General features: G+C 54.9%; 19 protein-coding genes. 12 read left to right on the forward strand and 7 right to left on the reverse strand.

What is annotated here, in order from left to right; all coding sequences use genetic code 11:
- The first annotated feature begins 29 nt into the window (after positions 1-29).
- The 4 genes from choX (at position 30) to OCA8868_RS04460 (ending at position 3,869) form a co-directional block, all read left to right on the forward strand.
- On the forward strand, positions 30-953 hold the full coding sequence (gene choX, locus OCA8868_RS04445) for a choline ABC transporter substrate-binding protein (RefSeq protein ID WP_093995294.1): 924 nt from the start codon (positions 30-32) through the stop codon (positions 951-953).
- A 55-nt stretch (positions 954-1,008) separates the two neighbouring features.
- On the forward strand, positions 1,009-2,049 hold the full coding sequence (gene choW, locus OCA8868_RS04450; RefSeq protein ID WP_093995295.1) for a choline ABC transporter permease subunit: 1,041 nt from the start codon (positions 1,009-1,011) through the stop codon (positions 2,047-2,049).
- Positions 2,046-3,062, forward strand: a complete 1,017-nt coding sequence (gene choV, locus OCA8868_RS04455; RefSeq protein ID WP_093995296.1) for a choline ABC transporter ATP-binding protein — start codon at positions 2,046-2,048, stop codon at positions 3,060-3,062. The genes choW and choV overlap by 4 nt, the downstream gene beginning before the upstream one ends.
- Before the next feature lie 69 nt (positions 3,063-3,131).
- The gene (locus tag OCA8868_RS04460; RefSeq protein WP_143849504.1) at positions 3,132-3,869 is read left to right on the forward strand and encodes a leucine-rich repeat domain-containing protein; all 738 of its coding nucleotides are present in this window, start codon (positions 3,132-3,134) and stop codon (positions 3,867-3,869) included.
- Here the strand turns inward: OCA8868_RS04460 and OCA8868_RS04465 are convergent.
- The 5 genes from OCA8868_RS04465 to OCA8868_RS04485 all read right to left on the reverse strand — a co-directional run bounded on the left by OCA8868_RS04465 (position 3,866) and on the right by OCA8868_RS04485 (position 10,432).
- Positions 3,866-4,414: a sarcosine oxidase subunit gamma gene (locus tag OCA8868_RS04465; protein ID WP_179214770.1), complete on the reverse strand. Its 549-nt coding sequence runs from the start codon at positions 4,412-4,414 to the stop codon at positions 3,866-3,868. The two genes, OCA8868_RS04460 and OCA8868_RS04465, sit on opposite strands and share 4 nt — an antisense overlap.
- The gene (locus OCA8868_RS04470) at positions 4,407-7,334 is read right to left on the reverse strand and encodes a sarcosine oxidase subunit alpha family protein (protein WP_093995299.1); all 2,928 of its coding nucleotides are present in this window, start codon (positions 7,332-7,334) and stop codon (positions 4,407-4,409) included. The genes OCA8868_RS04465 and OCA8868_RS04470 overlap by 8 nt, the downstream gene beginning before the upstream one ends.
- Positions 7,331-7,594, reverse strand: coding sequence for a sarcosine oxidase subunit delta (locus tag OCA8868_RS04475; protein ID WP_093995300.1), 264 nt, complete (start codon positions 7,592-7,594; stop codon positions 7,331-7,333). The genes OCA8868_RS04470 and OCA8868_RS04475 overlap by 4 nt, the downstream gene beginning before the upstream one ends.
- Positions 7,595-7,602: 8 nt before the next feature.
- Positions 7,603-8,856, reverse strand: a complete 1,254-nt coding sequence (locus OCA8868_RS04480; protein ID WP_093995301.1) for a sarcosine oxidase subunit beta family protein — start codon at positions 8,854-8,856, stop codon at positions 7,603-7,605.
- A 133-nt stretch (positions 8,857-8,989) separates the two neighbouring features.
- Positions 8,990-10,432 (reverse strand): Glu/Leu/Phe/Val family dehydrogenase, encoded by a 1,443-nt coding sequence (locus tag OCA8868_RS04485; protein ID WP_093995302.1) that lies wholly within the window; start codon positions 10,430-10,432, stop codon positions 8,990-8,992.
- Between the two features lie 406 nt (positions 10,433-10,838).
- Between OCA8868_RS04485 and OCA8868_RS04490 the strand changes: the two genes are divergently transcribed.
- Genes OCA8868_RS04490 through OCA8868_RS04500 form a run of 3 tightly spaced genes read left to right on the forward strand, consistent with a single transcriptional unit; the run spans position 10,839 to position 13,815 of the window.
- On the forward strand, positions 10,839-12,617 hold the full coding sequence (locus OCA8868_RS04490) for a TadE/TadG family type IV pilus assembly protein (protein WP_179214771.1): 1,779 nt from the start codon (positions 10,839-10,841) through the stop codon (positions 12,615-12,617).
- 10 nt (positions 12,618-12,627) lie between these two features.
- Positions 12,628-13,191 carry a TadE/TadG family type IV pilus assembly protein gene (locus OCA8868_RS04495; RefSeq protein WP_093995304.1) on the forward strand — a complete coding sequence of 188 codons (564 nt, stop codon included), beginning with the start codon at positions 12,628-12,630 and terminating at the stop codon, positions 13,189-13,191.
- Positions 13,192-13,815, forward strand: coding sequence for a TadE/TadG family type IV pilus assembly protein (locus tag OCA8868_RS04500; protein WP_093995305.1), 624 nt, complete (start codon positions 13,192-13,194; stop codon positions 13,813-13,815).
- A gap of 18 nt (positions 13,816-13,833) precedes the next feature.
- Here the strand turns inward: OCA8868_RS04500 and OCA8868_RS04505 are convergent, their stop codons facing one another.
- Together OCA8868_RS04505 and OCA8868_RS04510 are read right to left on the reverse strand one after the other, a co-directional pair.
- The gene (locus OCA8868_RS04505) at positions 13,834-14,307 is read right to left on the reverse strand and encodes a hypothetical protein (RefSeq protein WP_093995306.1); all 474 of its coding nucleotides are present in this window, start codon (positions 14,305-14,307) and stop codon (positions 13,834-13,836) included.
- 57 nt (positions 14,308-14,364) lie between these two features.
- Complete coding sequence (locus tag OCA8868_RS04510) at positions 14,365-15,309, reverse strand: NAD(P)-dependent oxidoreductase (protein ID WP_093995307.1); 945 nt, start codon at positions 15,307-15,309, stop codon at positions 14,365-14,367.
- 185 nt (positions 15,310-15,494) lie between these two features.
- Between OCA8868_RS04510 and OCA8868_RS04515 the strand changes: the two genes are divergently transcribed.
- The 5 genes from OCA8868_RS04515 (at position 15,495) to recJ (ending at position 21,307) form a co-directional block, all read left to right on the forward strand.
- Positions 15,495-15,782, forward strand: coding sequence for a hypothetical protein (locus tag OCA8868_RS04515; protein ID WP_093995308.1), 288 nt, complete (start codon positions 15,495-15,497; stop codon positions 15,780-15,782).
- Positions 15,783-15,838: 56 nt separating this feature from the next.
- Complete coding sequence (locus OCA8868_RS04520; protein ID WP_093995309.1) at positions 15,839-17,128, forward strand: homoserine dehydrogenase; 1,290 nt, start codon at positions 15,839-15,841, stop codon at positions 17,126-17,128.
- A 31-nt stretch (positions 17,129-17,159) separates the two neighbouring features.
- The gene (locus OCA8868_RS04525) at positions 17,160-18,389 is read left to right on the forward strand and encodes an MFS transporter (RefSeq protein WP_093995310.1); all 1,230 of its coding nucleotides are present in this window, start codon (positions 17,160-17,162) and stop codon (positions 18,387-18,389) included.
- A gap of 67 nt (positions 18,390-18,456) precedes the next feature.
- Entirely contained in the window at positions 18,457-19,416 is a 960-nt protein-coding gene (gene glpX / locus OCA8868_RS04530; protein WP_093995311.1) for a class II fructose-bisphosphatase, read from the forward strand.
- A gap of 124 nt (positions 19,417-19,540) precedes the next feature.
- Complete coding sequence (gene recJ / locus OCA8868_RS04535; RefSeq protein ID WP_093995312.1) at positions 19,541-21,307, forward strand: single-stranded-DNA-specific exonuclease RecJ; 1,767 nt, start codon at positions 19,541-19,543, stop codon at positions 21,305-21,307.
- The last annotated feature ends 50 nt before the right edge of the window (positions 21,308-21,357 follow it).

The raw sequence follows: 21,357 nt of genomic DNA on the forward strand, positions 1-21,357 counted from the left end.
ATCAACAAAAAACACTCAGGGAGAGTATCATGAAATCTACCATCTCAATTCTTGCAATCTGTGCAGCAACAACAGCGTCCGCAGACTGTGGCCTTGTTACGTTTTCCGATGTTGGCTGGACAGACATCACAGCGACAACCGCTGCCACTACCGTAGTTCTGGGCGCACTTGGATACGAAACAGATATCAAAGTTCTTTCCGTTCCAGTAACTTACACATCACTTGCTGAAGGCGACGTTGATGTGTTCTTGGGCAACTGGATGCCAACAATGGAAGGCGACATTGCGGCATATCGTGAAGCTGGCACCGTCGACACGGTTCGTGCAAACCTCGAAGGCGCAAAATACACGCTCGCGACAAACGCGGCTGGTGCCGCCCTCGGAATCACATCTTTCGAGGCAATTGCAGCCAACGCTGACGCGCTAGACGGTAAAATCTACGGAATCGAAGCTGGCAACGACGGCAACCGCTTGATCATGGACATGATCGAGGCCGATGCGTTCGGTCTTGGCGCAGCGGACATGGAAGTCGTTGAATCGTCTGAGGCTGGCATGCTGGCGCAGGTAGGCCGTTCTGATGATCGCGACGAGCCTGTTGTGTTCCTCGGTTGGGAACCACACCCAATGAACGCAAACTACGACATGACTTACCTTGAAGGTGGCGACGACTGGTTTGGCCCTGACCTTGGCGGTGCGACCGTGTTTACAAACACGACCGCTGGCTACGTTGATGCCTGCCCGAACGTTGGTAAGCTGCTGACAAACCTTGAATTCACGCTGGCCATGGAAAATGAAATCATGGGCGCGATCCTGAACGACGGGACTGAGCCGAATGAAGCCGCAACTGCATGGATGGCCGACAACACGGATGTCGTGATGGGCTGGCTTGATGGCGTGACGACGATGGACGGCGGCGACGCTGTTGAAGCCGTCAAAACCGCATTGGACATGTAAGATACTGATAAGGGCCGCTTAATCCAGGCGGCCCTTTTTCTATTGGGGGAACGGGATGAACATTTTTCAAAGCATCGGAAACGGGATTGTCTCGTTTTTCAACGGAATTCTATGGTGTTTTACCGCGCTGTGGGACTTCGTAGTCTGGCTCGTCCCTGCCCTCATTTGGTTCGTCACGTGGCTGCCGCAGCGTTTGCTGGGCCTGACGGATGAAAAACTGCCCGTCGGTGTGACCGCGCGTGCGGGATTTGACTACGTCAAAGACGGCGCGGCCCCCTTCTTGGACGGGTTTTCCGACCTGACCGAAGCCTTCATCGAATTTCTTCTGGCGCTTTTGCTGCGCCCACCGGGGACAAACTGGCTCGGCGGACGTGGGTTTGAACCCTACATTCCAGGGTGGACCGAAGACACCCATGCCTTCCTGATCGTCACGCTCTTCGCCGTTCTCGCCTATCTACTACATCGCAAAATCACGGTGACGCTTCTGATCATCGTCGGCTTCCTGTTCATCATCGATCAAGGCTACTTTGAAGAAACCGCCGAAAGCCTCAGCCTCGTGTTGTCGGCCTGTGTTGTTTGTATGTCCATCGGCGTGCCCATCGGCATCGCCGTCGCGCACCGCCCGCGTTTATACGCGTGGATGCGCCCTGTGTTGGACCTGATGCAAACGCTACCAACGTTTGTTTATCTGATCCCTGCGATCGTGTTCTTCGGTATCGGCATGGTGCCCGGATTGATCGCCACTGTGATCTTCGTGCTGCCCGCCCCGATCCGCCTAACCCAGCTTGGCATTTCATCAACGCCGAACGAACTGTTGGAAGCCGCCGACGCGTTCGGCGCAACAAAACGACAAAAGCTGTTCAAGGTCGAACTCCCCTCAGCACTGCCTCAGATCATGGCAGGGTTGAACCAAACCATCATGCTGTCGCTATCAATGGTCGTCATCGCGGCACTGGTCGGTGCAGACGGCCTTGGCGTGCCAGTTGTGCGCGCGCTGAACACCGTTGATACGGCCAAAGGATTCGAAAGTGGCCTGATCATCGTGGTGGTCGCAATCATGCTTGACCGATTGCTGCGTATAGGAGCCAAACGATGAAAGCTGTTGAATTTAAAGATGTTTCCATTGTGTTCGGCGAAAAACCTGAAAGCGCACTACCCCTGATGGACGAAGGCGGCGAGCGCGCCGAAGTTCAGAAAGCGACCGGACAGGTCCTGGGTGTTCATAACTGTTCGCTTGACGTGGATGCTGGTGAAATCCTTGTGCTGATGGGCCTGTCTGGATCGGGTAAATCTACGCTTTTGCGGTCGGTCAACGGACTGAACCCCGTTGTGCGTGGTGGTGTGGTTGTCCACGATGGCGACTGGTCCTGCGAAGTCGGCTCTGCCCCCGCCAAAGACCTGCGCAAATTGCGCCGCGAATGCGTTTCGATGGTCTTTCAACAGTTTGGCCTACTACCGTGGCGCACGGTGCGCGATAACGTGGGGCTTGGCCTCGAACTGGCTGGAATGAACAAGGTCGAAAAGCGGCGCAAAGTTGATGAACAGCTGGAACTCGTTGGCCTTGCGGACCGCGCGACTGCGCTTGTGGGCGAGCTGTCGGGCGGCATGCAACAACGCGTAGGCCTTGCCCGTGCGTTCGTGACCGACGCGCCGATCCTACTGATGGATGAACCGTTTTCCGCGCTTGATCCGCTGATCCGAACCCGTCTTCAAAATGAACTGCTGGACTTGCAACAGCGCCTGAACCGCACCATCATTTTCGTCTCCCACGATCTGGATGAGGCCTTCAAAATCGGAAACCGCATCGCGATCATGGAAGGCGGGCGCATCGTGCAATGCGGTACACCGCGTGAAATTTTCAGCAAACCAGCCAACGGTTATGTTGCTGACTTTGTTGCCAATATGAACCCACTTGGCGTGCTCTGCGCGCGTGATGTCATGATTGACGGATCAGGCGGACATGAGGTGGATGCCGAAACGCCGGTTTCCCAAGTCATTGACGATCTCTGTGAATTCGGCGCGTTGACGGTCACTGAGAACGGCAAGGCCCTTGGCCAGATTACGCAACGCAGTGTACTGGCGCGGATCAGCCCAAAGGATGCAACCTAGAAATACACGACTTGCGTGTTCCCATAAGATCGGGCCATCCTTGTGACGTATTTGACAAGGATGTTTTCAATGCTGCCATTTCCAAGCCCCGCTTTCGTCGCCGCTGCCGTGTTGATGTTGTCCGCCTGCCAGTTGGAAACTGGCGGGACGCCACAAACCTATGAAGACATGCAGGCCGAACGATTGGCCGCCACGCAAGCCAAAGTCGAAAACTGCCGCGCAAGTGTTTGCGGGCGGCTAAACCTCGATTCCGGTTACCTTGAAGATTATGCGCAAGTTGCCGAACTGGACCACGTCACAGCGTTCATGGCGAGCTTCACTGACTTTGATGACCTCGCCGACATCGCGCCGATGATACAGCTCGACGAACTTCACATCGGGCGAACCCAAGTCACCGACCTCAGCGGGTTGTCGAACTTCACCAGCCTGACGTTGCTTCACGCACAAGACCTAAACGCTCAGGATTACGGCGTCATCGGCCAGTTGCGCGGGTTGCAAGAACTGGCTCTTGGTGGGTCCGATCTAGGCGATATGGCGTTTGTGCGTCAACTCACGCAGCTTAAGTCACTCAATCTAAGCTACGCGGACGTCACCAGCCTTGAAGCCCTGCGCCGTCACCCGAGCCTAGAAGTGCTTGATCTTGATACCTCAACAGTGGCTGACTTTTCGGTTCTTAAAACGATCCCGAATTTACGCGAAATCTACATCACGCCGTGGTCACTTTCCGAAGCGCAGCAGGCCGTCATCGACGAGCTTGAGGCAAAGGGAGTAACCGTCAAAGAAGAGGTCGCAGTTATCGTCTGCTAGCGTGCATTTACCGCTCGTGCAGCAATGTTTTCGGCCGCTTGGGTTAGGTCATGCACCAACGTGCCTGCCATTGAACGCATCACCATAACTTCGAAACTTTGCGACCCAAGGCGCGTGATGCCGCCCGTCATATGACCGATCAGCGTGCGGGCCGTATGGCCAGCTTTGAACTCGGTCGCACGCAGATCAATGGGTGTAAGGCGCGAAAGAACCGCCACCGCATCGGCACCCTCAATCTGGACAATCGCCCATGCATCCGAGTGATCGATGCAAGCGGTGCCCCTTAGTTCCGGGCAACCCACCCCAATTAGTAGCGCCTGATCCTTGCCGCACCACATCGCACGCGGGGCTATTCCGACGCAGCGGTTGGGCGCAGGAAACCCAACGCCAACAGCTGCTTTCAATGCGTCTGACGTGGCCTTTTTCTGCCCCCTATGTGGGGCAATCAACGTAACCGGCGCGGCGGCAATTTCAGCCAACGTAATTGTGCCGATTGTCTTTGGAAGCAACCCTGCACAAGCGGTTCTGGCGATCAATTTAACCACGGGCAAGCCCTCCTTCGGGATCAATGAAGACAGGATGGCAAATCTCGCACAGCACGTGATTGTCGCGCACGTGGTCGACCAACATAACCCGTTCACCATAGCGGTTTGGACCGTCCTTCAAGAAACCCAAACCGATATCATACCCCAGCGTAGGTGAGTGACAAACGGAGGTGACATACCCTTGATCGTTTTCACTAACGGCGTCCGCACCTTCGACAAACAAATGTGCACCTGCTGTTAACTTGTCAGCAATTTCAACAGGTTTCAGCCCGACCATCTGTTCACGTTCCGAATCCAGTAACCCCTCGCGGCGTGACATCGCATTGCCGATGCAGTCTTTCTTCTGGCTCACCATGCGGTCAAACCCGATATCAAATGCCGTCACGCGACCATGAATTTCCGCATGGGTGATAAATCCCTTTTCGATCCGCAACACGTTCAGGGCTTCCATCCCATAAAGCCCGCCACCCATCGCCTCAGCCTGTGTCGTAAGTAGCCCAAACAGCGACGCACCATAGCGCGCTGGCACCGCGATTTCATAAGCGTGTTCGCCTGAGAACGAGATGCGGAACAAGCGCCCCTGAACGCCTGCAACGCTGACGTCGCCACAAGCCATAAACGGCCAACTGTCGTTATCAATCTGCTCGTCCAGAATCGTGTTTAACAACTCACGTGACTTCGGCCCAGCAACCGCAAACTGCGCCCATTGTTCGGTGACTGAGGCAAAACGCACATCCAGATCGGGACGCAGGGCCTGGCTAACCCAATCGACGTGCTTCATCACCTGCCCCGCCGCAGCGGTCGTTGTTGTCATCACATAGTGGTTCGGCCCCAATCGCGCAGTGGTGCCATCGTCCATGACATGCCCATCTTCACGCAGCATCAAGCCATAGCGCACACGGTTTTCTTTCAGGCTAGAAAACGTGTTGCAGTAGACGAAATCGAGGAACTCGGCCGCATCCGGCCCCTGAATATCGATCTTGCCCAAGGTCGAAACATCACACACGCCAACATGGTTGCGTACCATGTTCACTTCGCGATTACAGGCTTCAAGCCATGTGGTTTCGTTTGGCTTCGGGAAGTAGCTCGCACGATACCAAAGCCCAACTTCAATCATCGGCGCATTGCGATCAACGCTCGCGGTGTGGGACGTCAAGTGGCGCTCAGGCGCGAAACCGTGGCCCTGTGATCCAGCACCCATCGCAGCAATCGAGACTGGTACATAAGGCGGGCGGAACGTCGTCGTGCCCGTTTCCGGAATACCGCGCCCAGTGGCATCTGCCAGCACCGCGAGCGCGGCTACATTCGAATTTTTCCCCTGATCGGTGGCCATTCCTTGCGTCGTATACCGCTTCATATGCTCAACGCTGCGGAAGTTCTCTTGCGCTGCGAGACGCACATCCTTCACGTGCACATCATTCTGAAAATCGAGCCATTTCCGCCCCTTACCTTCCACCTGCCAGAGCGCTTCGATGGCATACGGAGTGTCTTCTGCGGTTGGAGTCTCGGTCTTTTGCGGCTTCAAATCAAGCGACGTGACCGCCGCTGTTGCAACCGCAATCCCGTCCTCTAAACATTCTAACGTCGAAAACTTTCCACGCGCTGCGCCAGCAACCGACATATCAGGAATTGACCCATCCATCGGAACGAAGCTCAGGATGTCATCAGACCAAGTTGGCCGTCCATTCATATGACACGTAAGATGCACAGACGGGTTCCAACCACCTGACATCGCGAGACAATCCGTTTCGATCTCATGGGTGCCGTTCGCATCTTGAACAGTAATACTTTGCAAACCACGCCGCCCTTTGGTGGCAATAACCTGCGCGCCTTTGAACAGTGGGTAGTCACCCTGCGCCTTTGCATCTGAACGGCTATCGATAACGCCCGCAACACGCACGCCGGCATCAATCAAATCCATCGCAGTGCGATGCGCATCATCGTTATTGGCAAAAACCGTCACAGCCTTGCCAGCCGCAACACCCCAACGGTTTAGGTAGGCCCGAACGGCCGAGGCGAGCATAATCCCCGGGCGATCGTTGTTCGGGAATGCAATAGGGCGCTCTAGAGCACCTGCACACAGGATCGAGCGTTTCGCAGTAATGCGCCAAAAACACTCGCGGGGCGTATTCAACGGTGCATTCTGCTCGCTCACCTGCTCAAGCGCGCTGAACGTTCCTTGATCATACACACCTGTGACGGTGGTGCGTGGCATCAAGCGAACGTTGTCCATCTGAGCGAGCGCTTCCAACTGGCGCTTGACCCAGTCGGAACCAGCGTGGCCATCAATTTCACCCGTTTCGGCCAACAACCGACCGCCCATTTGGGTGTCTTCGTCCGCCAAAATCACGTCCGCGCCAGCCTTTGCCGCCGTAAGCGCCGCCATGATACCCGCCGGCCCAGCGCCGATAATCAGGACATCACAATAGGCGAACGCTTTCTCATAGATCTCTTCAACTGCGTCGCCCGACAACGCGCCCAGTCCGGCAGCACGGCGAATGATCGGCTCGTACACTCTTTCCCAAAACGCTTTCGGCCACATGAAGGTTTTATAATAAAATCCAGCACTTAAGAACGGCGCGGCGAGATCATTCACCGCCATCGCATCGTGTTTCAGCGACGGCCACGCATTCTGGCTACGCGCACTAAGCCCATCGTACAACGATTGCGTGGTGGCGCGAATGTTGGCGTCCTGTCGCGCATCGGCCCCGACTGTGACCAACGCGTTCGGTTCCTCGGAACCCGCTGTCAGAGCCCCACGTGGGCGGTGATACTTGAACGAACGCCCCATAAGGCGCACTCCATTTGCCAATAACGCCGCAGAAAGCGTGTCGCCTTCGCGTCCAGCATATGGCTTGCCATCAAACGTAAAAGAAAGCGGCGCGCCGTCTGGGTTCAAACCTTTGCCTGCGATCCTCATGTCTTAGCCTTTTCTGCCAGAACCGCGCCGGACACTTCATGGGTGACGGTATTTCGTGTCACAACGATCCACGCACCGCACCCTGCTTCGTGGTGCCAGAGATCACGGGTTTCACCGGCTGGGTTTTCTCGATTGTGAAGGTAATCATCCCAAGTGGCCGTTCCTGCATCAGCTGAGGGCCGATTCAACATGGTCGCGTGACCTTGGTAGTAAAATTCCCGGCGATCGCGATCACCGCAGATGGGGCATGGCAGGCGCATGTTTGATCCTAGTGTAAATTGTGCTGAGCGCCGGTGCCTTCTTCATCCATCAGACCCACTCCGGTACGGAAACGATCAAGACGGAAACGGGCTGCAGGAGCATGGTGTTCTCCCTTGGCAATGAGGTGCGCATAGCTATAGCCAGACCCAGGCACGGCCTTGAAGCCGCCATAACACCAACCGCAATTCAAAAAGAGGCCTTCGGTTTCAGTTTTGTCGATAATCGGTGAACCATCGGGCGACATATCCATAATACCTCCCCAGCTGCGCAACACGCGCGCTTTGCCAATCGACGGCATCAGCGTCATTGCTGCCTCCATCACGTGCTCCTTCATCGGAAGATTACCACGCGCAGCATAGGAAGCGTAAAAATCCAAGTCGCCGCCGAATACCAAGCCTCCTTTGTCAGATTGGCTGATATAGAAGTGACCCATCCCAAAGCTAATCACGCTGGGCAGTATTGGCTTAAGACCCTCTGACACGAACGCCTGCAAAACATGGCTTTCAATCGGCAACCGCATTCCAGCCATTGCCGCCACTTGGCTTGACCGCCCTGCAACAACGATCGCTACCTTTTTCGCACGGATCGCGCCACGGCTGGTTTGCACCCCGCGTACGACACCGCCCTCAATATCAATCCCCGTCACTTCGCAGTTCTGGATTAGATCGACGCCGCACTGATCCGCCCCGCGGGCATAGCCCCACGCAACCGCATCGTGGCGCGCCGTTCCGCCGCGACGATGCATGAGGCCGCCGTAAATCGGGAAGCGGACGTTGTCGAAATCAATCATTGGCGCCTCGGCACGCACCTGTTCGGGGGTCAACAACTCAGCGTCATCGCCCTGATTAACCATCGAATTGCCCCTTCGCGCAAAGTAGTCACGCTGGCCATCCGAATGGCACAACATCATCACGCCGCGTTGGGACATCATGGTGTTATAGTTGAGGTCTTGTTCCATCCCTTCCCACAGTTTCAGAGAATGGGAATAGAATTCGGAGTTACCCGGAAGCATGTAGTTGGCGCGAACGATCGTGGTATTGCGACCGACATTCCCGCCACCAAGGTAGCCTTTTTCAAGAACAGCGACATTGGTGATGCCATGTTCCTTAGCAAGGTAATACGCTGTTGAAAGCCCATGCCCGCCGCCACCAATAACAATCACGTCATATTCAGGTTTGGGATCTGGATTACGCCATACGGGTTTCCACCCTTTTTGGCCGAACAAACCTTCTTTGATTACCTTGAACCCTGAATAGCCCATGCTGTCCTCTTGACCGATCTTGCCAAGACAACCCTACTTTAGTGTGCCCGAGGTGCAACGCCCCATTTCGACATTTACTGAATAAGTAGCGGCGAAATCCCTCGGCCAGTGGAACGAGCCGAGGGAGAGAGAATTATAGACCTTTGGCTCGATAGCTCGCTGCGACTTTGCCAATCGAGACGAGATAAGCAGCAGTGCGCAAGTCTTTGACATCGTCACGTGCGTGCCAAACTTCGCGCATGGATTGGTATGCTGTGCGCATCGTGTCATCGAGGCCGGAACGAACCAATTCAAGCTCGCCCGCGCCGCGCAGGTACTTGGATTTAAAATTCGGCGTCATGGACCATTGGTCCCCCAGATGTTCAGACAAGCGCTGAAGTTCGCCAACTATCAATTCATGGCGCGCCTCTTCTTGGCGCCGCTGCATCCGACCAAAACGGATATGGCTGAGGTTCTTTACCCACTCAAAATACGACACGGTCACACCGCCCGCGTTTGCGTACATATCGGGAATGATAACCGTACCCTTTTCGCGTAGAATTTCATCGGCGCCCGCAGTAATCGGGCCATTGGCGGCCTCAATAATTAAGGGTGCTTTTATGTTTGCTGCGTTGGTGAGGTTAATCACACCTTCGAGTGCCGCGGGAATAAGGATGTCGCAATCCTGTTCAAGAACCAGCGCGCCGCTTTCGATGTAGGTCGCATTTGGGTAATCTTTTACGCCGCCATGTTTTGCGATCCAGTCGCGGACGGCATCAACATCCAACCCACCTTCATCCGACAGCGCACCATCACGCTCGATGATGCCGGTTATAACGCAGCCATCTTCTTCTTGAAGAAACGCCGCGGCATGATACCCAACGTTACCTAGCCCCTGCACAACGACGCGCTTGCCGTCGAGCTGTCCACTTAACCCAGCCATCTTGATGTCCTCGGGGTGACGGAAGAATTCCTGCAATGCGTATTGGACGCCGCGACCTGTCGCCTCAACACGGCCCTGAATACCACCCGCGTGGGTCGGCTTACCGGTAACGCAAGCTGCTGCGTTAATGTCTGTAGTGTTCATCCGGCGGTACTGATCCGCGATCCATGCCATTTCTCGTTCGCCTGTACCCATATCTGGGGCTGGGACGTTTTGGGACGGATGGATCAAATCACGCTTCGCCAATTCATACGCGAAACGGCGGGTGATGCGTTCAAGTTCTTCTTCTTCCCACTCGCGCGGGTCAATGCACAGCCCCCCCTTGGACCCGCCAAACGGCGTTTCCACAAGAGCACACTTATAGGTCATCAAAGCCGCAAGCGCCTCAACTTCATTTTGGTTAACGCCAAGTGAATAGCGAATACCTCCTTTCACCGGCTCCATATGTTCGGAATGAACAGATCGGTAGCCAGTGAATGTTTCGATTTTTCCGCGCAAACGAACACCGAATCGAACAGTATAGGTGGCATTGCAAACGCGAATTTTCTCTTCGAGGCCGGGCGGGAGATCCATCAATGCGACGGCGCGGTTGAACATAATATCAACGCTCTCACGGAAGGATGGTTCTTTAATTGCTGCGTTTGATGCGCTCATTGGTTGTCCTCTCAAGACTTGTTCCAGTTCCACTTAAACCACATACTTTTCGGAGAGGTTAAGCGGCGAACGTTAATGATGAGATCGAGTTAAACACGATTCTATGCGGCCGTGTCGGTTAGTTTCAAATCTGGTCAGAAACGGGAGCAATCCACAATTCCCGACAAATTGACGCACCATTTTCCCGCGACAATAAGGAAAATCCGGCGATTGTCCTCGACCTCTAAACAATCCCCCTATTCTAACGCCTTCTGTCGCGAAATGGACGGCGCGTTAACACTTTGCTGCCCAATTTCGCCCTAATTTAGCCACTCCTCAATGTTCTAAGCACCATCGAGAGCAAGGCTGAATCCGTCCGCAATTCGAATGCGGCGTAGGGCCGAGGAAGGTTAATATGAGACAGAAGATGAAAAAATTGCTATCTGCAGAAACATCCCTACGAGGGCTCTTCAGAAAACTGCATCGTGACGAAGATGGTTCAATCATCATCTTCTCGTTAATGATGTTCGTCTTAATCTTGTGGTTCGGTGGCATGGCCGTTGACCTGATGCGCTTCGAAACAACGCGGGCAAAGCTTCAGGGTACGCTGGACCGCGCAGTCCTTGCAGCTGCCGACCTTGACCAAGTTTTGCCACCAGCAGAGGTTTGCGCCGATTACTTCGAGAAAGCGGGCATGTCCCAGTTCCTTGACACGTGTACCGTAGATCAAGGCATCAACTATCGGGTTGTTACTGCGGTTGCGGATGCTGAAATGCCGCTGTTCTTCTATGACTTGCCATCTGTTTTCTCTTCTCCGTTCTCAGCAGAGCTTTCGTCGCTCACCGTTTCCGGCACATCGACTGCCGAAGAACGTGTTACCGATGTTGAAGTTTCGCTCGTTTTGGACGTGTCCAGTTCGATGGACCAGAACAATCGCATTCAAAACCTGCGCCCGGCTGCACGGGACTTTGTTTCGACGGTTCTGGCCAACAACACGAATGCGCCGAAGGGCCTGATTACGATTTCGATCGTCCCCTATAGCGCTGTGGTTAATCCGGGCCCACAGCTTGAGCCCCACTTTCCAAACGTGAACCGGGTCCATGAACATTCAATGTGTTTGCTGTTTGATGCGAGTGAATTTACGTCGACAGCACTAGATTTGAACGGGTCCTATAATCACGTCGCTCATTTCGGTTACAATGGCTATGGTAACTCTGTTTCAGAGAATCCATGGTGTTTCGCAGGCACGAGAAACGCAATTATTCCCCACACGACAGATGAAGACAGACTTCATACGGCCATCGAAAATCTACACGCATTCGGGAACACAGCGATCGACATGGGTGTGAAGTGGGGGGTGGCCCTTCTTGACCCAAGCACGCGTTCGATAATTACGGACCTTGCGGGCACAGCTAACTCTGGTGTTCCGGCAATCGCATCCGGCCGCCCCGAAAATTTCGGTCAGTCCGACGTCCTTAAAATCCTCGTATTGATGACGGATGGCCAAAACACCAGCCAATGGGATCTTGTTGAGCCCTTCAAAACTGGGTTGTCGTTCGTGTGGTACGATTTGGACAGCGACACGCAACCTCTGCAAGACGCAGCTCAGAATGGATGGTCCGTTCAATATAGGGGCTTCCATACGAAGAACAATCATTGGGACGACCGTTTCTATTGGAATGGCCAATCAAACAATTCCCGCTTTCGGTCCTACCCTATGGGATTTAGCAATCGGTCGGAATATATCACCGCGCGTACGAACTCCCAAGGAAATGTTCTGACAGTAGGGCAAGGCCCAACCTATCAAAACAGTGTCCGGAATGCATCTTGGCAGGAATTGTTCGCGATCCATTTCACGTCCCGAGTCAACGACGCCGTTCTGAGGGATGCACTAAACGCCCGAGCATTACCCTATAGAAGCGGCATATCTGGGCGTCCTGACTTCATTGATCCCGACTACGCGCTTAACTATTCGATTGTAAACGGCAACCAAGCCAATGCGCGCCTGTCAGCCATCTGTGACGCCGCCCGCAACGAAGGCGTCGTGATATACACAGTTGCATTTGAAGCGCCAACCGGTGGCCAAGAAGCACTGCGCGACTGTGCAAGTACGCCAAGTCACTACTTTGACGTGGCCGGCACAGACATTTCGGACGCATTCTCTGCGATTGCATCTGACATTCGCGCGCTGAAACTAACGCGATAAGGAAATTGATATGATCTTTGCTATCAAATCCCTCGCGCGTTTCTTGCGACTCTTCCGCAAGGAAGAAGACGGCAGTGAATCATTAGAGCTCGCTCTGATATTCCTTCCGTTTGTCATGATCCCGGTTTCGGGCTTTGAGCTTGGCTTGCTCATGACGCGCCATGTTATGGTTGAGCGTGGGTTGGATATGGCTATTCGCGAAGTACGCCTGAACACAGGCGTCCCCTTCACAGAAACGCAGTTTAAAACTATGGTCTGCAATTCCGCGGGGATCATTCCAAATTGTATGGTCAACTTGCGCCTTGAAATGCGTAATATTGATCTGCGGCACACTGGATCTAACGCGACCAACCAGATTCCACGCCATGCATCCTGCACGAACTTGGATTACCCAAACCAAGCGCCGCGGAACTATACCAATGGTGTTCCGAACGAACTGATGGTCGTCCGCGCCTGCGGCTTATTCTCGCCTATGTTGCCTGAATTCGGGCTGGGTTATTTCTTGTCCCGGATACGGGGCGACGGCAACTACCCGTTGGTGGCAACCGCTGCCTTTGTGATGGAGCCTTTATAAATGCTGAAGTTCTTCAAATCAAAACTCCGCCAGTTCCGACGCGAAGATGAAGGCGCAATGGTTGTCGAAGCGATGATCATGTTCCCGACGTTGTTCGCGGCCGTGATCGCGACCTTCGTTTTCTTTGACGCGTTCCGAAACCAGTCTATTAACCTTAAGGCTGCGTACACAATCTCTGAGGCGTTTAGCCGGGAAGAATTGTACATCACCAACCGGTTCATTAACAATACATGGCGCTTGCACCGCTTTTTAACCAACTCTACCGATCTCACAAAGATGCGTGTGACGCTCATCCAGTACATTGATGACACTGACGATGGCACCGACAATGGCGACTATTTCGTTGTTTGGTCCCGTCAAAAAGGTGGCGCTGGTACGCTCAACAACAATGGTTTGGCACAAATGGATGGAAGGGACGAAATCCCGGTCATGCCTCATCGTGAAACGCTGATCCTGGTGCAAACATGGGTCGATTATGAGCCAAACTTTAGTATTGGTCTTGGTGCTTTCACCTTCGAGAATGCAATTTTTACACGTCCCCGTTTCGCACCCAATGGTATCTGCTATGACCACAACGGTAACGCAAACGGCAGTGAAATTTGCCCGGTTGGTGGTGGCGCCTAAGCTTTCGCCCTTACGATCCTAATCGATCCGCAAAGCAATCTGTTCTGCCATGTATTTGGCCGGACCAGATTCCGTCACCCCACCGACCCCAACACGCGTCGAAAACCGCCACCACAAGCCAGGAGCCCAAGCGCGTGGCTGGCTACGATGCAGGCGTAAGACAAAGCCGTTTGATGATTTGAACGCAAATGCTCCGCGATCAACTGATCTGACGTTCGTCAATTCCGTCAACACGTGGCCTGATGTGTCGCGCAACTCGCGTTCCGTCAGCACAAGCCCGAGCATCGTCGCACGGCGCAATCGTTCCGCAACAATAAGTGCGCCAGAGCCAAGCAACATTAAGTAAACTTGCCAGCCAAACTCCGGCGGCTTCACGAACGCCAACAGAATAAGCATGGCCCCCAAGGCGAAAATCGCGAAATACGCAAAAAGCCTGCGCAGCCGTGACACTTGAAGCGTGGCGATTATCTCATCTTCTTTGGCGTTTTTCATGTCGGCCCCTGATTGCTTGCTTTTCCTCTAGCCAACTCGAGGGAGCTTTAAAAGCGTCTAGCGGGGCGGCGTCACCTCATATCCTGGTTCTTCAGGTTCATCATCAACCATCTCAGCAGGGAAACCTGGCGCCGTAATGTCCAACCCTGTGGCTTCCTCTAATCGTTTGATGATGTCATCGCTTTGCGCGTCAAACCCGTATCGATCGATACCTTCTTCAAAAATCTTCACCATCATCGGGCTGATCTCCAATGGTACGTCATTGTCCTCGGCAATCTGCTGAAACAGCCCAATGTCTTTCTTTACAAGCCCCATCGAGAACCCGATATCGCGGCTGCCGTTCAAAATAACTTGGCTTTCAGTTTCATGCACAAAGGACGTTCCGCTTGAAATCTTGATCGCTTCATAGGTGGTCGCCAGATCCATTCCCGCAGCTTTCATCGTAACCATAGCCTCACAAACAGTCAGCAGGTTCGCCGTCGCCAGATAGTTCGTCATCACCTTAAGCGTGCTGGCCGTGCCAATGTCGCCTGTGTGCAAAACCCGCCGCCCCAAAGTGGTCAACAACGGCAACACCTTTTCAAACGTCGCGCGGTCACAACCCGCAAAAATAGAAATGTTGCCCGTATCCGCACGGTGACATCCACCAGACACCGGACAATCCACCGCAAAACCGCCACGCTCAGTCACGGCTGCCGCGTGGCGCTTGAGTTCCTCCGAATCCGTGGTCGACATTTCCAGCCAGATCTTACCTTCAGTCACACTGGGCATCATCGCTTCAACCACAGCGGCGCAGGCTTTTGGCGACGGCAAACACGTAATGACCACATCGCACTCCGCCATTAGTTGTGCAGGCGATCCGCCATCACGTGCACCGCGTGCCACAAATCCAGCCACGGCCTCAGCATCCAAATCATGCACGAACAAATCAAACCCGTTACGCAAGACTGACCCCGCCAGTTTTCCGCCCACTGACCCAAGCCCGACAAATCCAACTTTCATAATTTTTCTCCTGTTTGGGAAAACGTCCCTGCATGCGTCCGACACGTCTGTTTCATTCACGACACGTCTTGTCTTTGTTTCTAGAATATTCCAGCCAGGGGTTCTGACGTCCAAAACGTACAGCCTTCCTTGCTGACCTCGTCACCTGCATCTATGGTCGCCGCAACTCCGAATGGACATAAAACATGCGCTTCGCTTTCGCCCTTTTAGCTATGCTTGCTGCACTGCCATCATGCTCCGGATTTCCGGAACTTGATGGAACAGTCACGCCGGAACAGGCCAATGCGCCCTTCCCTGAACTTGTGCCCCTCGCACCGCTTCTGGCACAAGCAAACACCAGCACAGGCGGAACAGAAGCAGCGATTACAGACCTTGAACCGCGTCTGGCGAACCTGCGTGCACGCGCTGCGCGTTTGCGTGGCCCAGTTATTCCCGCCGCAATACGCACACGCATGTTGCGCGGCGTACGTTGAAGTCCCGCTGCCAACACGCTAACACCCGCCTAATTCTAATCTAAGGACTATCCCTCATGACCACTCCCCTTCGTCTCGGCATTGCTGGCCTCGGAACAGTTGGTGTGGGCGTTGTCCGTATCATTCGCAAACAGGCTGACTTGCTAGAAGCCCGTACCGGCCGCAAAATCACAATTTCCGCGGTGTCCGCGCGGTCCAAAGACAAAGACCGTGGCATTCCATTGACGGACTACGCATGGGAAGACGATCCGGTCGCATTGGCCAAGCGTGATGATATTGATGTGTTTGTTGAACTCATGGGGGGCGACGAGGGCCCAGCCAAAGACGCAACCGAAGCCGCGATCAAAGCTGGCAAAGACGTGGTTACAGCCAACAAAGCCATGCTCGCCCACCACGGCCAAGAACTAGCCGAAGCCGCTGAGAAAGCTGGTTTGGTCATCCGCTATGAAGCCGCAGTTGCGGGCGGCATTCCAGTGATGAAGGCTCTGACCGAAGGTCTGGCAGGCAACGAAATCACCCGCGTTATGGGCGTGATGAACGGCACCTGTAACTACATTCTGACGCAAATGCAGGCGACCCGTCAGGGGTACAACGCCCTGTTTGATGAGGCCGACAAGCTCGGCTATCTTGAAGCCGATCCGAACCTTGATGTGGGCGGCATCGATGCGGGCCACAAGCTTTCGCTTTTGTCCTCTGTCGCCTTCGGCACTCAGGTCGATTTTGACGCGGTAGAGCTTGAAGGCATCCAGGCAATCACCCTTGAAGACATCGATGCGGCGGCTGATATGGGCTTCCGCATTAAACTGCTTGGCGTCGCGCAAATGACCGGCCGTGGCCTTGAGCAGCGCATGTCCCCGTGCTTGGTGCCAGATCAGTCCCCGCTCGGTCAACTCGAAGGCGGCACCAATATGGTCGTCATTGAGGGCGATTCTGTGGGCCAAATCGTGTTGCGCGGCGCTGGTGCTGGAGAAGGTCCAACTGCAAGCGCGGTCATGTCCGACGTGATCGATATTGCTCGTGGATTGCGTTTGAAAACTTTCGGGCAACCCGCAACGACCCTGCGCAAAGCGCGCGCTGCTAAGGCTGCGGTCCCTGCGCCTTATTATCTACGTATGCAACTGGTCGACAAACCCGGTGCACTCGCCAAAGTCGCCGCCGTCTTGGGCGATGCAGGCGTTTCGATTGACCGGATGCGCCAGTACGGCCACCAAGACACAGAAGCGCCTGTACTGATTGTGACCCACAAAGTCACACGCACAGCACTTGACGAAGCGCTTGCAGCGATGACCAAAACATCCGTTGTGCAAAGAGACCCCGTCGCCATTCGCATCGAAGATGTTGGCTAGCTTACTTTAGGTGACCTGTTAGGGTGGCGTCATGCAACCAGACGTCACCAGCAATATTTCACTTTACCGCTGGTCGCGTTTCCTGCGCAGCTTGACCTTTTGGCAGGCGGTCTGGTTCCTGTATTTCCAAGACATTCTGTCAGGTGCGCAAGCGATCCTTCTATATGTCGTGCTCGACGTGGCGATCACCGTTCTTGAGGTCCCGTCCGGCTATATGTCTGACCGTCTTGGGCGACGCAAAACGCTGATCGCCAGTGCCGCTGTAACCCTCATCGGGGTTACCCTTCTCGGTTTTGGAAGCAGCTTTGCCGTTTTCATAGCAGCACAAATTCTTATCGGTGCAGGCAGCGCATTTTCAAGCGGCACAGACGAAGCATTGCTTTACGAAAGCCTAGCCGCGACAGGGCGTGAGGGTGAGATCGAGGCACAGGAAGTCGTCGCATGGCGGTTCTCCTTTGTCGGCCTCGCGCTGTCAGCCGTAACGGGTGGCGCACTTGCATTGATTGACCCGCGCCTGCCGTTCATCGCAACCGGCGGCGCAATGGCGGGTTTGGTCTGGGTGACTTGGCGTTTTGTCGAACCTCCGCGCACAACGGAAATGGCGGAAGGGGTTGAATTGCTACGGCTTTCGCATTTGGGGGCAAACTTTCGCAACCCCGTGCTGTTGTGGTTCTTCGCCCTTACCGTCTTGATGTACTGTTTTAGCCACCTGCCGTTTGTGTTTGGACAACCCTTTATTCTTGAAGCATTGAACGATGTTGGCTTTGCCAGCAGCGCACCCTTGGTTAGCGGCGCAATCACGGCCTTGATGATGGGGATTTCCGTTGCTGTTTCACTTGTGGCCCTGCAATTACGCAATGCACTTGGCCTTCCACTGCTGCTTCTCAGCGCGTACGGGCTGCAGATCGTAATCAGCGGTGTAATGGCACTTACAGACAGCGCTATCGTGCTCGTTTTTTTACTGCTGCGCATGGTGCCTGACGCCTTATCTCGTCCATTCATTCTTGGCCGCATTCAACCGCTGTTGTCAGATGATAGCCGGGCGACGTGGCTGTCCCTTAAAAGCTTTGTAGGCCGCCTCACTTTTGCGGTGGCCCTTTCCGCCGGCGCGATATCAACAACGGACGCCGGATTGATGCCCTATGCTGACATCGCGCGCATCCTGTCCATCGCAACCGTAATCGGGATCACGACACTTGCGTTGCTTGCCCTTGGCGCAAGCAAAATAACAGTTGCCGCGCCAAAAAATTCCGATTGTTAGCGCTCTCAGGCTTGTAGCTCTGCCGTGCATGACGATAGGTCGGGGTAACTCAGATAAGGATCTCCACATGGCTACCCTCGACTTCAACGACCGTATGCTTTCATTGGGCCTCGCCCGCGTGTCAGAGGCTGCAGCGATCGCCAGTGCCACCTTGATCGGACGCGGTGATGAAAAGGCTGCCGACCAAGCGGCGGTGAACGCAATGCGTGAGCAGCTGAATAAACTGGACATCGCTGGCGTCGTGGTGATCGGTGAAGGTGAACGCGACGAAGCACCGATGTTGTTTATCGGTGAAGAAGTTGGCTCTGGTAACGGTCCGGGTGTTGATATCGCGCTTGATCCGCTGGAGGGCACAACGCTGACTGCGAAAGACATGCCAAACGCGCTGACAGTGATTGCAATGGGGCCACGCGGTTCAATGCTGCACGCGCCGGACGTTTACATGGACAAGTTGGCGATTGGCCCAGGGTTCAAGCCTGGTGTTGTAACGATGGACATGTCACCGTCCGAACGCGTTTCTACACTGGCGGCTGCTAAGGGATGTTCGACAGAGGACATCACAGTTTGTGTCCTAGAACGCCCGCGCCATGAGGATATGATCGCGGAATTGCGCAGCACGGGTGCGGCGATCCGGCTGATCACAGATGGCGACGTTGCTGGCGTAATGCACTGCGCTGAAGCGGCGACCACTGGCATCGACATGTACATGGGGTCCGGTGGCGCACCTGAGGGTGTTTTGGCGGCTGCTGCCCTGAAGTGCATGGGCGGGCAAATGTTCGGCAAGCTGTTGTTCCGCAACGACGACGAACGTGGTCGTGCAACAAAGGCTGGCATCACCAACTTCGATCGCGTCTATACCCGCGATGATATGGTGACGTCTGACGTGATTTTTGCCGCGACTGGTGTGACGGATGGATCTTTGCTGGCAGGCATCAAGCGCGAGCCAGGTTTCCTAACGACTGAAACAGTTCTGATGCGATCCAAAACGGGTTCTGTGCGCCGCATGACCTACCGCAACCCTGTATAAACCTTGCGGTTCGCCCCTGCGGGGAGCGGGGGGCGCACCTTCGGTGCGCTAAGACGTGAGTATTTTTGAGTCAAAGAAGCTTGGGCGTGGCGAATCCTCGCATCGGCACATATGGTGTTGAGTGATGAATGAGACACCAAATAACAAAGGCGCATTTTTAAATGTTGAGGCGTCAGCGACCGGGCGCCGGTGGGTTGGCCCGAGCGTTGAAGACGACCGTTTAGCCGAAGCGATGGTACAGGAAACGGCTATCCCTTTGCCTGTTTGCCGCACTTTGGTGCGCCGTGGAGTGGAAGCCAGCGAAGCCGCTTCGTTTCTTGCGCCAACCTTACGCGATCTCATGCCTGACCCGCGTTCAATGCGGGACATGGAAAAGGCGGCAGCGCGGGTTGTCGCGGCAGCCACGGCGCGGGAACGGATCGCAATTTTCGCAGATTATGATGTGGATGGTGGGACCTCTGCGGCGCTGCTGATCGATTGGTTGCGCGGGTTTAACGTGTCGCCCACTTTATATGTTCCCGACCGAATTGATGAGGGCTATGGCCCAAATGACGAGGCCATGTCGGCGCTGGCACGCGATCATGACCTGATCATTTGTGTAGACTGCGGGACGCTGTCACATGGTCCGATTGAAGCAGCGGTGGGCGCGGATGTCGTTGTGCTCGACCACCACTTGGGTGGAGAAACCTTGCCCCCTGCGTTGGCTGTCGTGAACCCGAATCGACAAGATGAATCTGGGGACCTTGCGCATCTTTGTGCGGCGGGTGTGGTGTTCTTGGCATTGGTTGAGGCAAACCGCCAACTGCGTGAAGCAGGATCAAAGACGCCTGACTTAATGGCCTTACTCGACCTAGTGGCCCTTGGTACAGTGGCCGATGTTGCACCGCTAATTGGGGTGAACCGCGCGTTTGTGCGCCAAGGGTTAACAGTTATGGCGCGTCGGCAACGAGCAGGGCTTGTCGCGCTGGCGGATGTTTCGCGCATGGATACGGCGCCATCATCCTATCACCTTGGGTTTCTGCTCGGGCCACGGGTGAATGCGGGTGGGCGCATTGGCAAAGCGGACCTTGGTGCGCGCCTTTTGGCGACAACAGACCCACGCGAGGCCCAATCCATAGCCGCGCGATTGGATGACTTAAATACCGAACGCCGAGAGATCGAGAATCAGGTTCGCGAAATGGCGATTGAACAGGCTGAAGTGCGCGGTACTGACGCTCCTTTGGTTTGGGCCGCTGGAGAAGGCTGGCATCCGGGCGTTGTTGGTATTGTTGCGTCGCGCTTGAAAGAATCGACCAACCGACCGGCTATTGTGATCGGGCTGGACGGCGACGAGGGTAAAGGCTCAGGTCGCTCTGTGTCAGGTATTGATCTTGGGGCCGCAATCCAGCGCTGCGCCGCTGAGGGCCTGTTGATCAAGGGCGGGGGTCACAAGATGGCGGCGGGTCTAACCGTTGCGCGCGACAAGATTGATGCGGCAATGGAGCGCTTATCAGAGCTTCTCGGCAAACAAGGCGCAGGCGATATCGGGCCTGCTGACCTAAAGGTCGACGGGCTTTTGATGCCCGGCGCCGCAACCGTTGATCTGATAGAAATTATCGAACAGGCTGGGCCATTTGGCGCCGGCGCCCCTGCCCCGCGCTTTGTTTTCCCTGATTGTACGATCAACTTCACCAAGGTTGTTGGTGCGAACCACCTGAAGGTTACCTTCGGAGACGGGTTGAGCGCGCGCATCGATGCCATTGCCTTTGGCGCAATGGACAACGCAATCGGCCCGATGCTGCGTGACCATGGCGGTGCACGGTTTCATCTGGCAGGCCGTTTGGAAATCAACACATGGCAAGGCCGCCAACGTCCACAATTACGCCTCGAAGATGCCGCGCCAGCCGCCTGAAAAATTCTGTGATTTTTTGCTAAGTTTCTACTTGCGTGTTTCGAGAGTGT

Origin of the sequence: Octadecabacter ascidiaceicola, from assembly GCF_900185015.1 — a bacterium.
Classification (GTDB): Bacteria; Pseudomonadota; Alphaproteobacteria; order Rhodobacterales; family Rhodobacteraceae; genus Octadecabacter; species Octadecabacter ascidiaceicola.

Excerpts from the sequence above, each read along its gene's own strand:
- choX (WP_093995294.1), top strand. The coding sequence starts at position 30 with ATGAAATCTACCATCTCAATTCTTGCAATCTGTGCAGCAACAACAGCG.
- choW (WP_093995295.1), top strand. The coding sequence starts at position 1,009 with ATGAACATTTTTCAAAGCATCGGAAACGGGATTGTCTCGTTTTTCAAC.
- choV (WP_093995296.1), top strand. The coding sequence starts at position 2,046 with ATGAAAGCTGTTGAATTTAAAGATGTTTCCATTGTGTTCGGCGAAAAA.
- OCA8868_RS04460 (WP_143849504.1), top strand. The coding sequence starts at position 3,132 with ATGCTGCCATTTCCAAGCCCCGCTTTCGTCGCCGCTGCCGTGTTGATG.
- OCA8868_RS04470 (WP_093995299.1), bottom strand. The coding sequence starts at position 7,334 with ATGAGGATCGCAGGCAAAGGTTTGAACCCAGACGGCGCGCCGCTTTCT.
- OCA8868_RS04475 (WP_093995300.1), bottom strand. The coding sequence starts at position 7,594 with ATGCGCCTGCCATGCCCCATCTGCGGTGATCGCGATCGCCGGGAATTT.
- OCA8868_RS04480 (WP_093995301.1), bottom strand. The coding sequence starts at position 8,856 with ATGGGCTATTCAGGGTTCAAGGTAATCAAAGAAGGTTTGTTCGGCCAA.
- OCA8868_RS04485 (WP_093995302.1), bottom strand. The coding sequence starts at position 10,432 with ATGAGCGCATCAAACGCAGCAATTAAAGAACCATCCTTCCGTGAGAGC.
- OCA8868_RS04490 (WP_179214771.1), top strand. The coding sequence starts at position 10,839 with ATGAAAAAATTGCTATCTGCAGAAACATCCCTACGAGGGCTCTTCAGA.
- OCA8868_RS04495 (WP_093995304.1), top strand. The coding sequence starts at position 12,628 with ATGATCTTTGCTATCAAATCCCTCGCGCGTTTCTTGCGACTCTTCCGC.
- OCA8868_RS04500 (WP_093995305.1), top strand. The coding sequence starts at position 13,192 with ATGCTGAAGTTCTTCAAATCAAAACTCCGCCAGTTCCGACGCGAAGAT.
- OCA8868_RS04505 (WP_093995306.1), bottom strand. The coding sequence starts at position 14,307 with ATGAAAAACGCCAAAGAAGATGAGATAATCGCCACGCTTCAAGTGTCA.
- OCA8868_RS04510 (WP_093995307.1), bottom strand. The coding sequence starts at position 15,309 with ATGAAAGTTGGATTTGTCGGGCTTGGGTCAGTGGGCGGAAAACTGGCG.
- OCA8868_RS04515 (WP_093995308.1), top strand. The coding sequence starts at position 15,495 with ATGCGCTTCGCTTTCGCCCTTTTAGCTATGCTTGCTGCACTGCCATCA.
- OCA8868_RS04520 (WP_093995309.1), top strand. The coding sequence starts at position 15,839 with ATGACCACTCCCCTTCGTCTCGGCATTGCTGGCCTCGGAACAGTTGGT.
- OCA8868_RS04525 (WP_093995310.1), top strand. The coding sequence starts at position 17,160 with ATGCAACCAGACGTCACCAGCAATATTTCACTTTACCGCTGGTCGCGT.
- glpX (WP_093995311.1), top strand. The coding sequence starts at position 18,457 with ATGGCTACCCTCGACTTCAACGACCGTATGCTTTCATTGGGCCTCGCC.
- recJ (WP_093995312.1), top strand. The coding sequence starts at position 19,541 with ATGAATGAGACACCAAATAACAAAGGCGCATTTTTAAATGTTGAGGCG.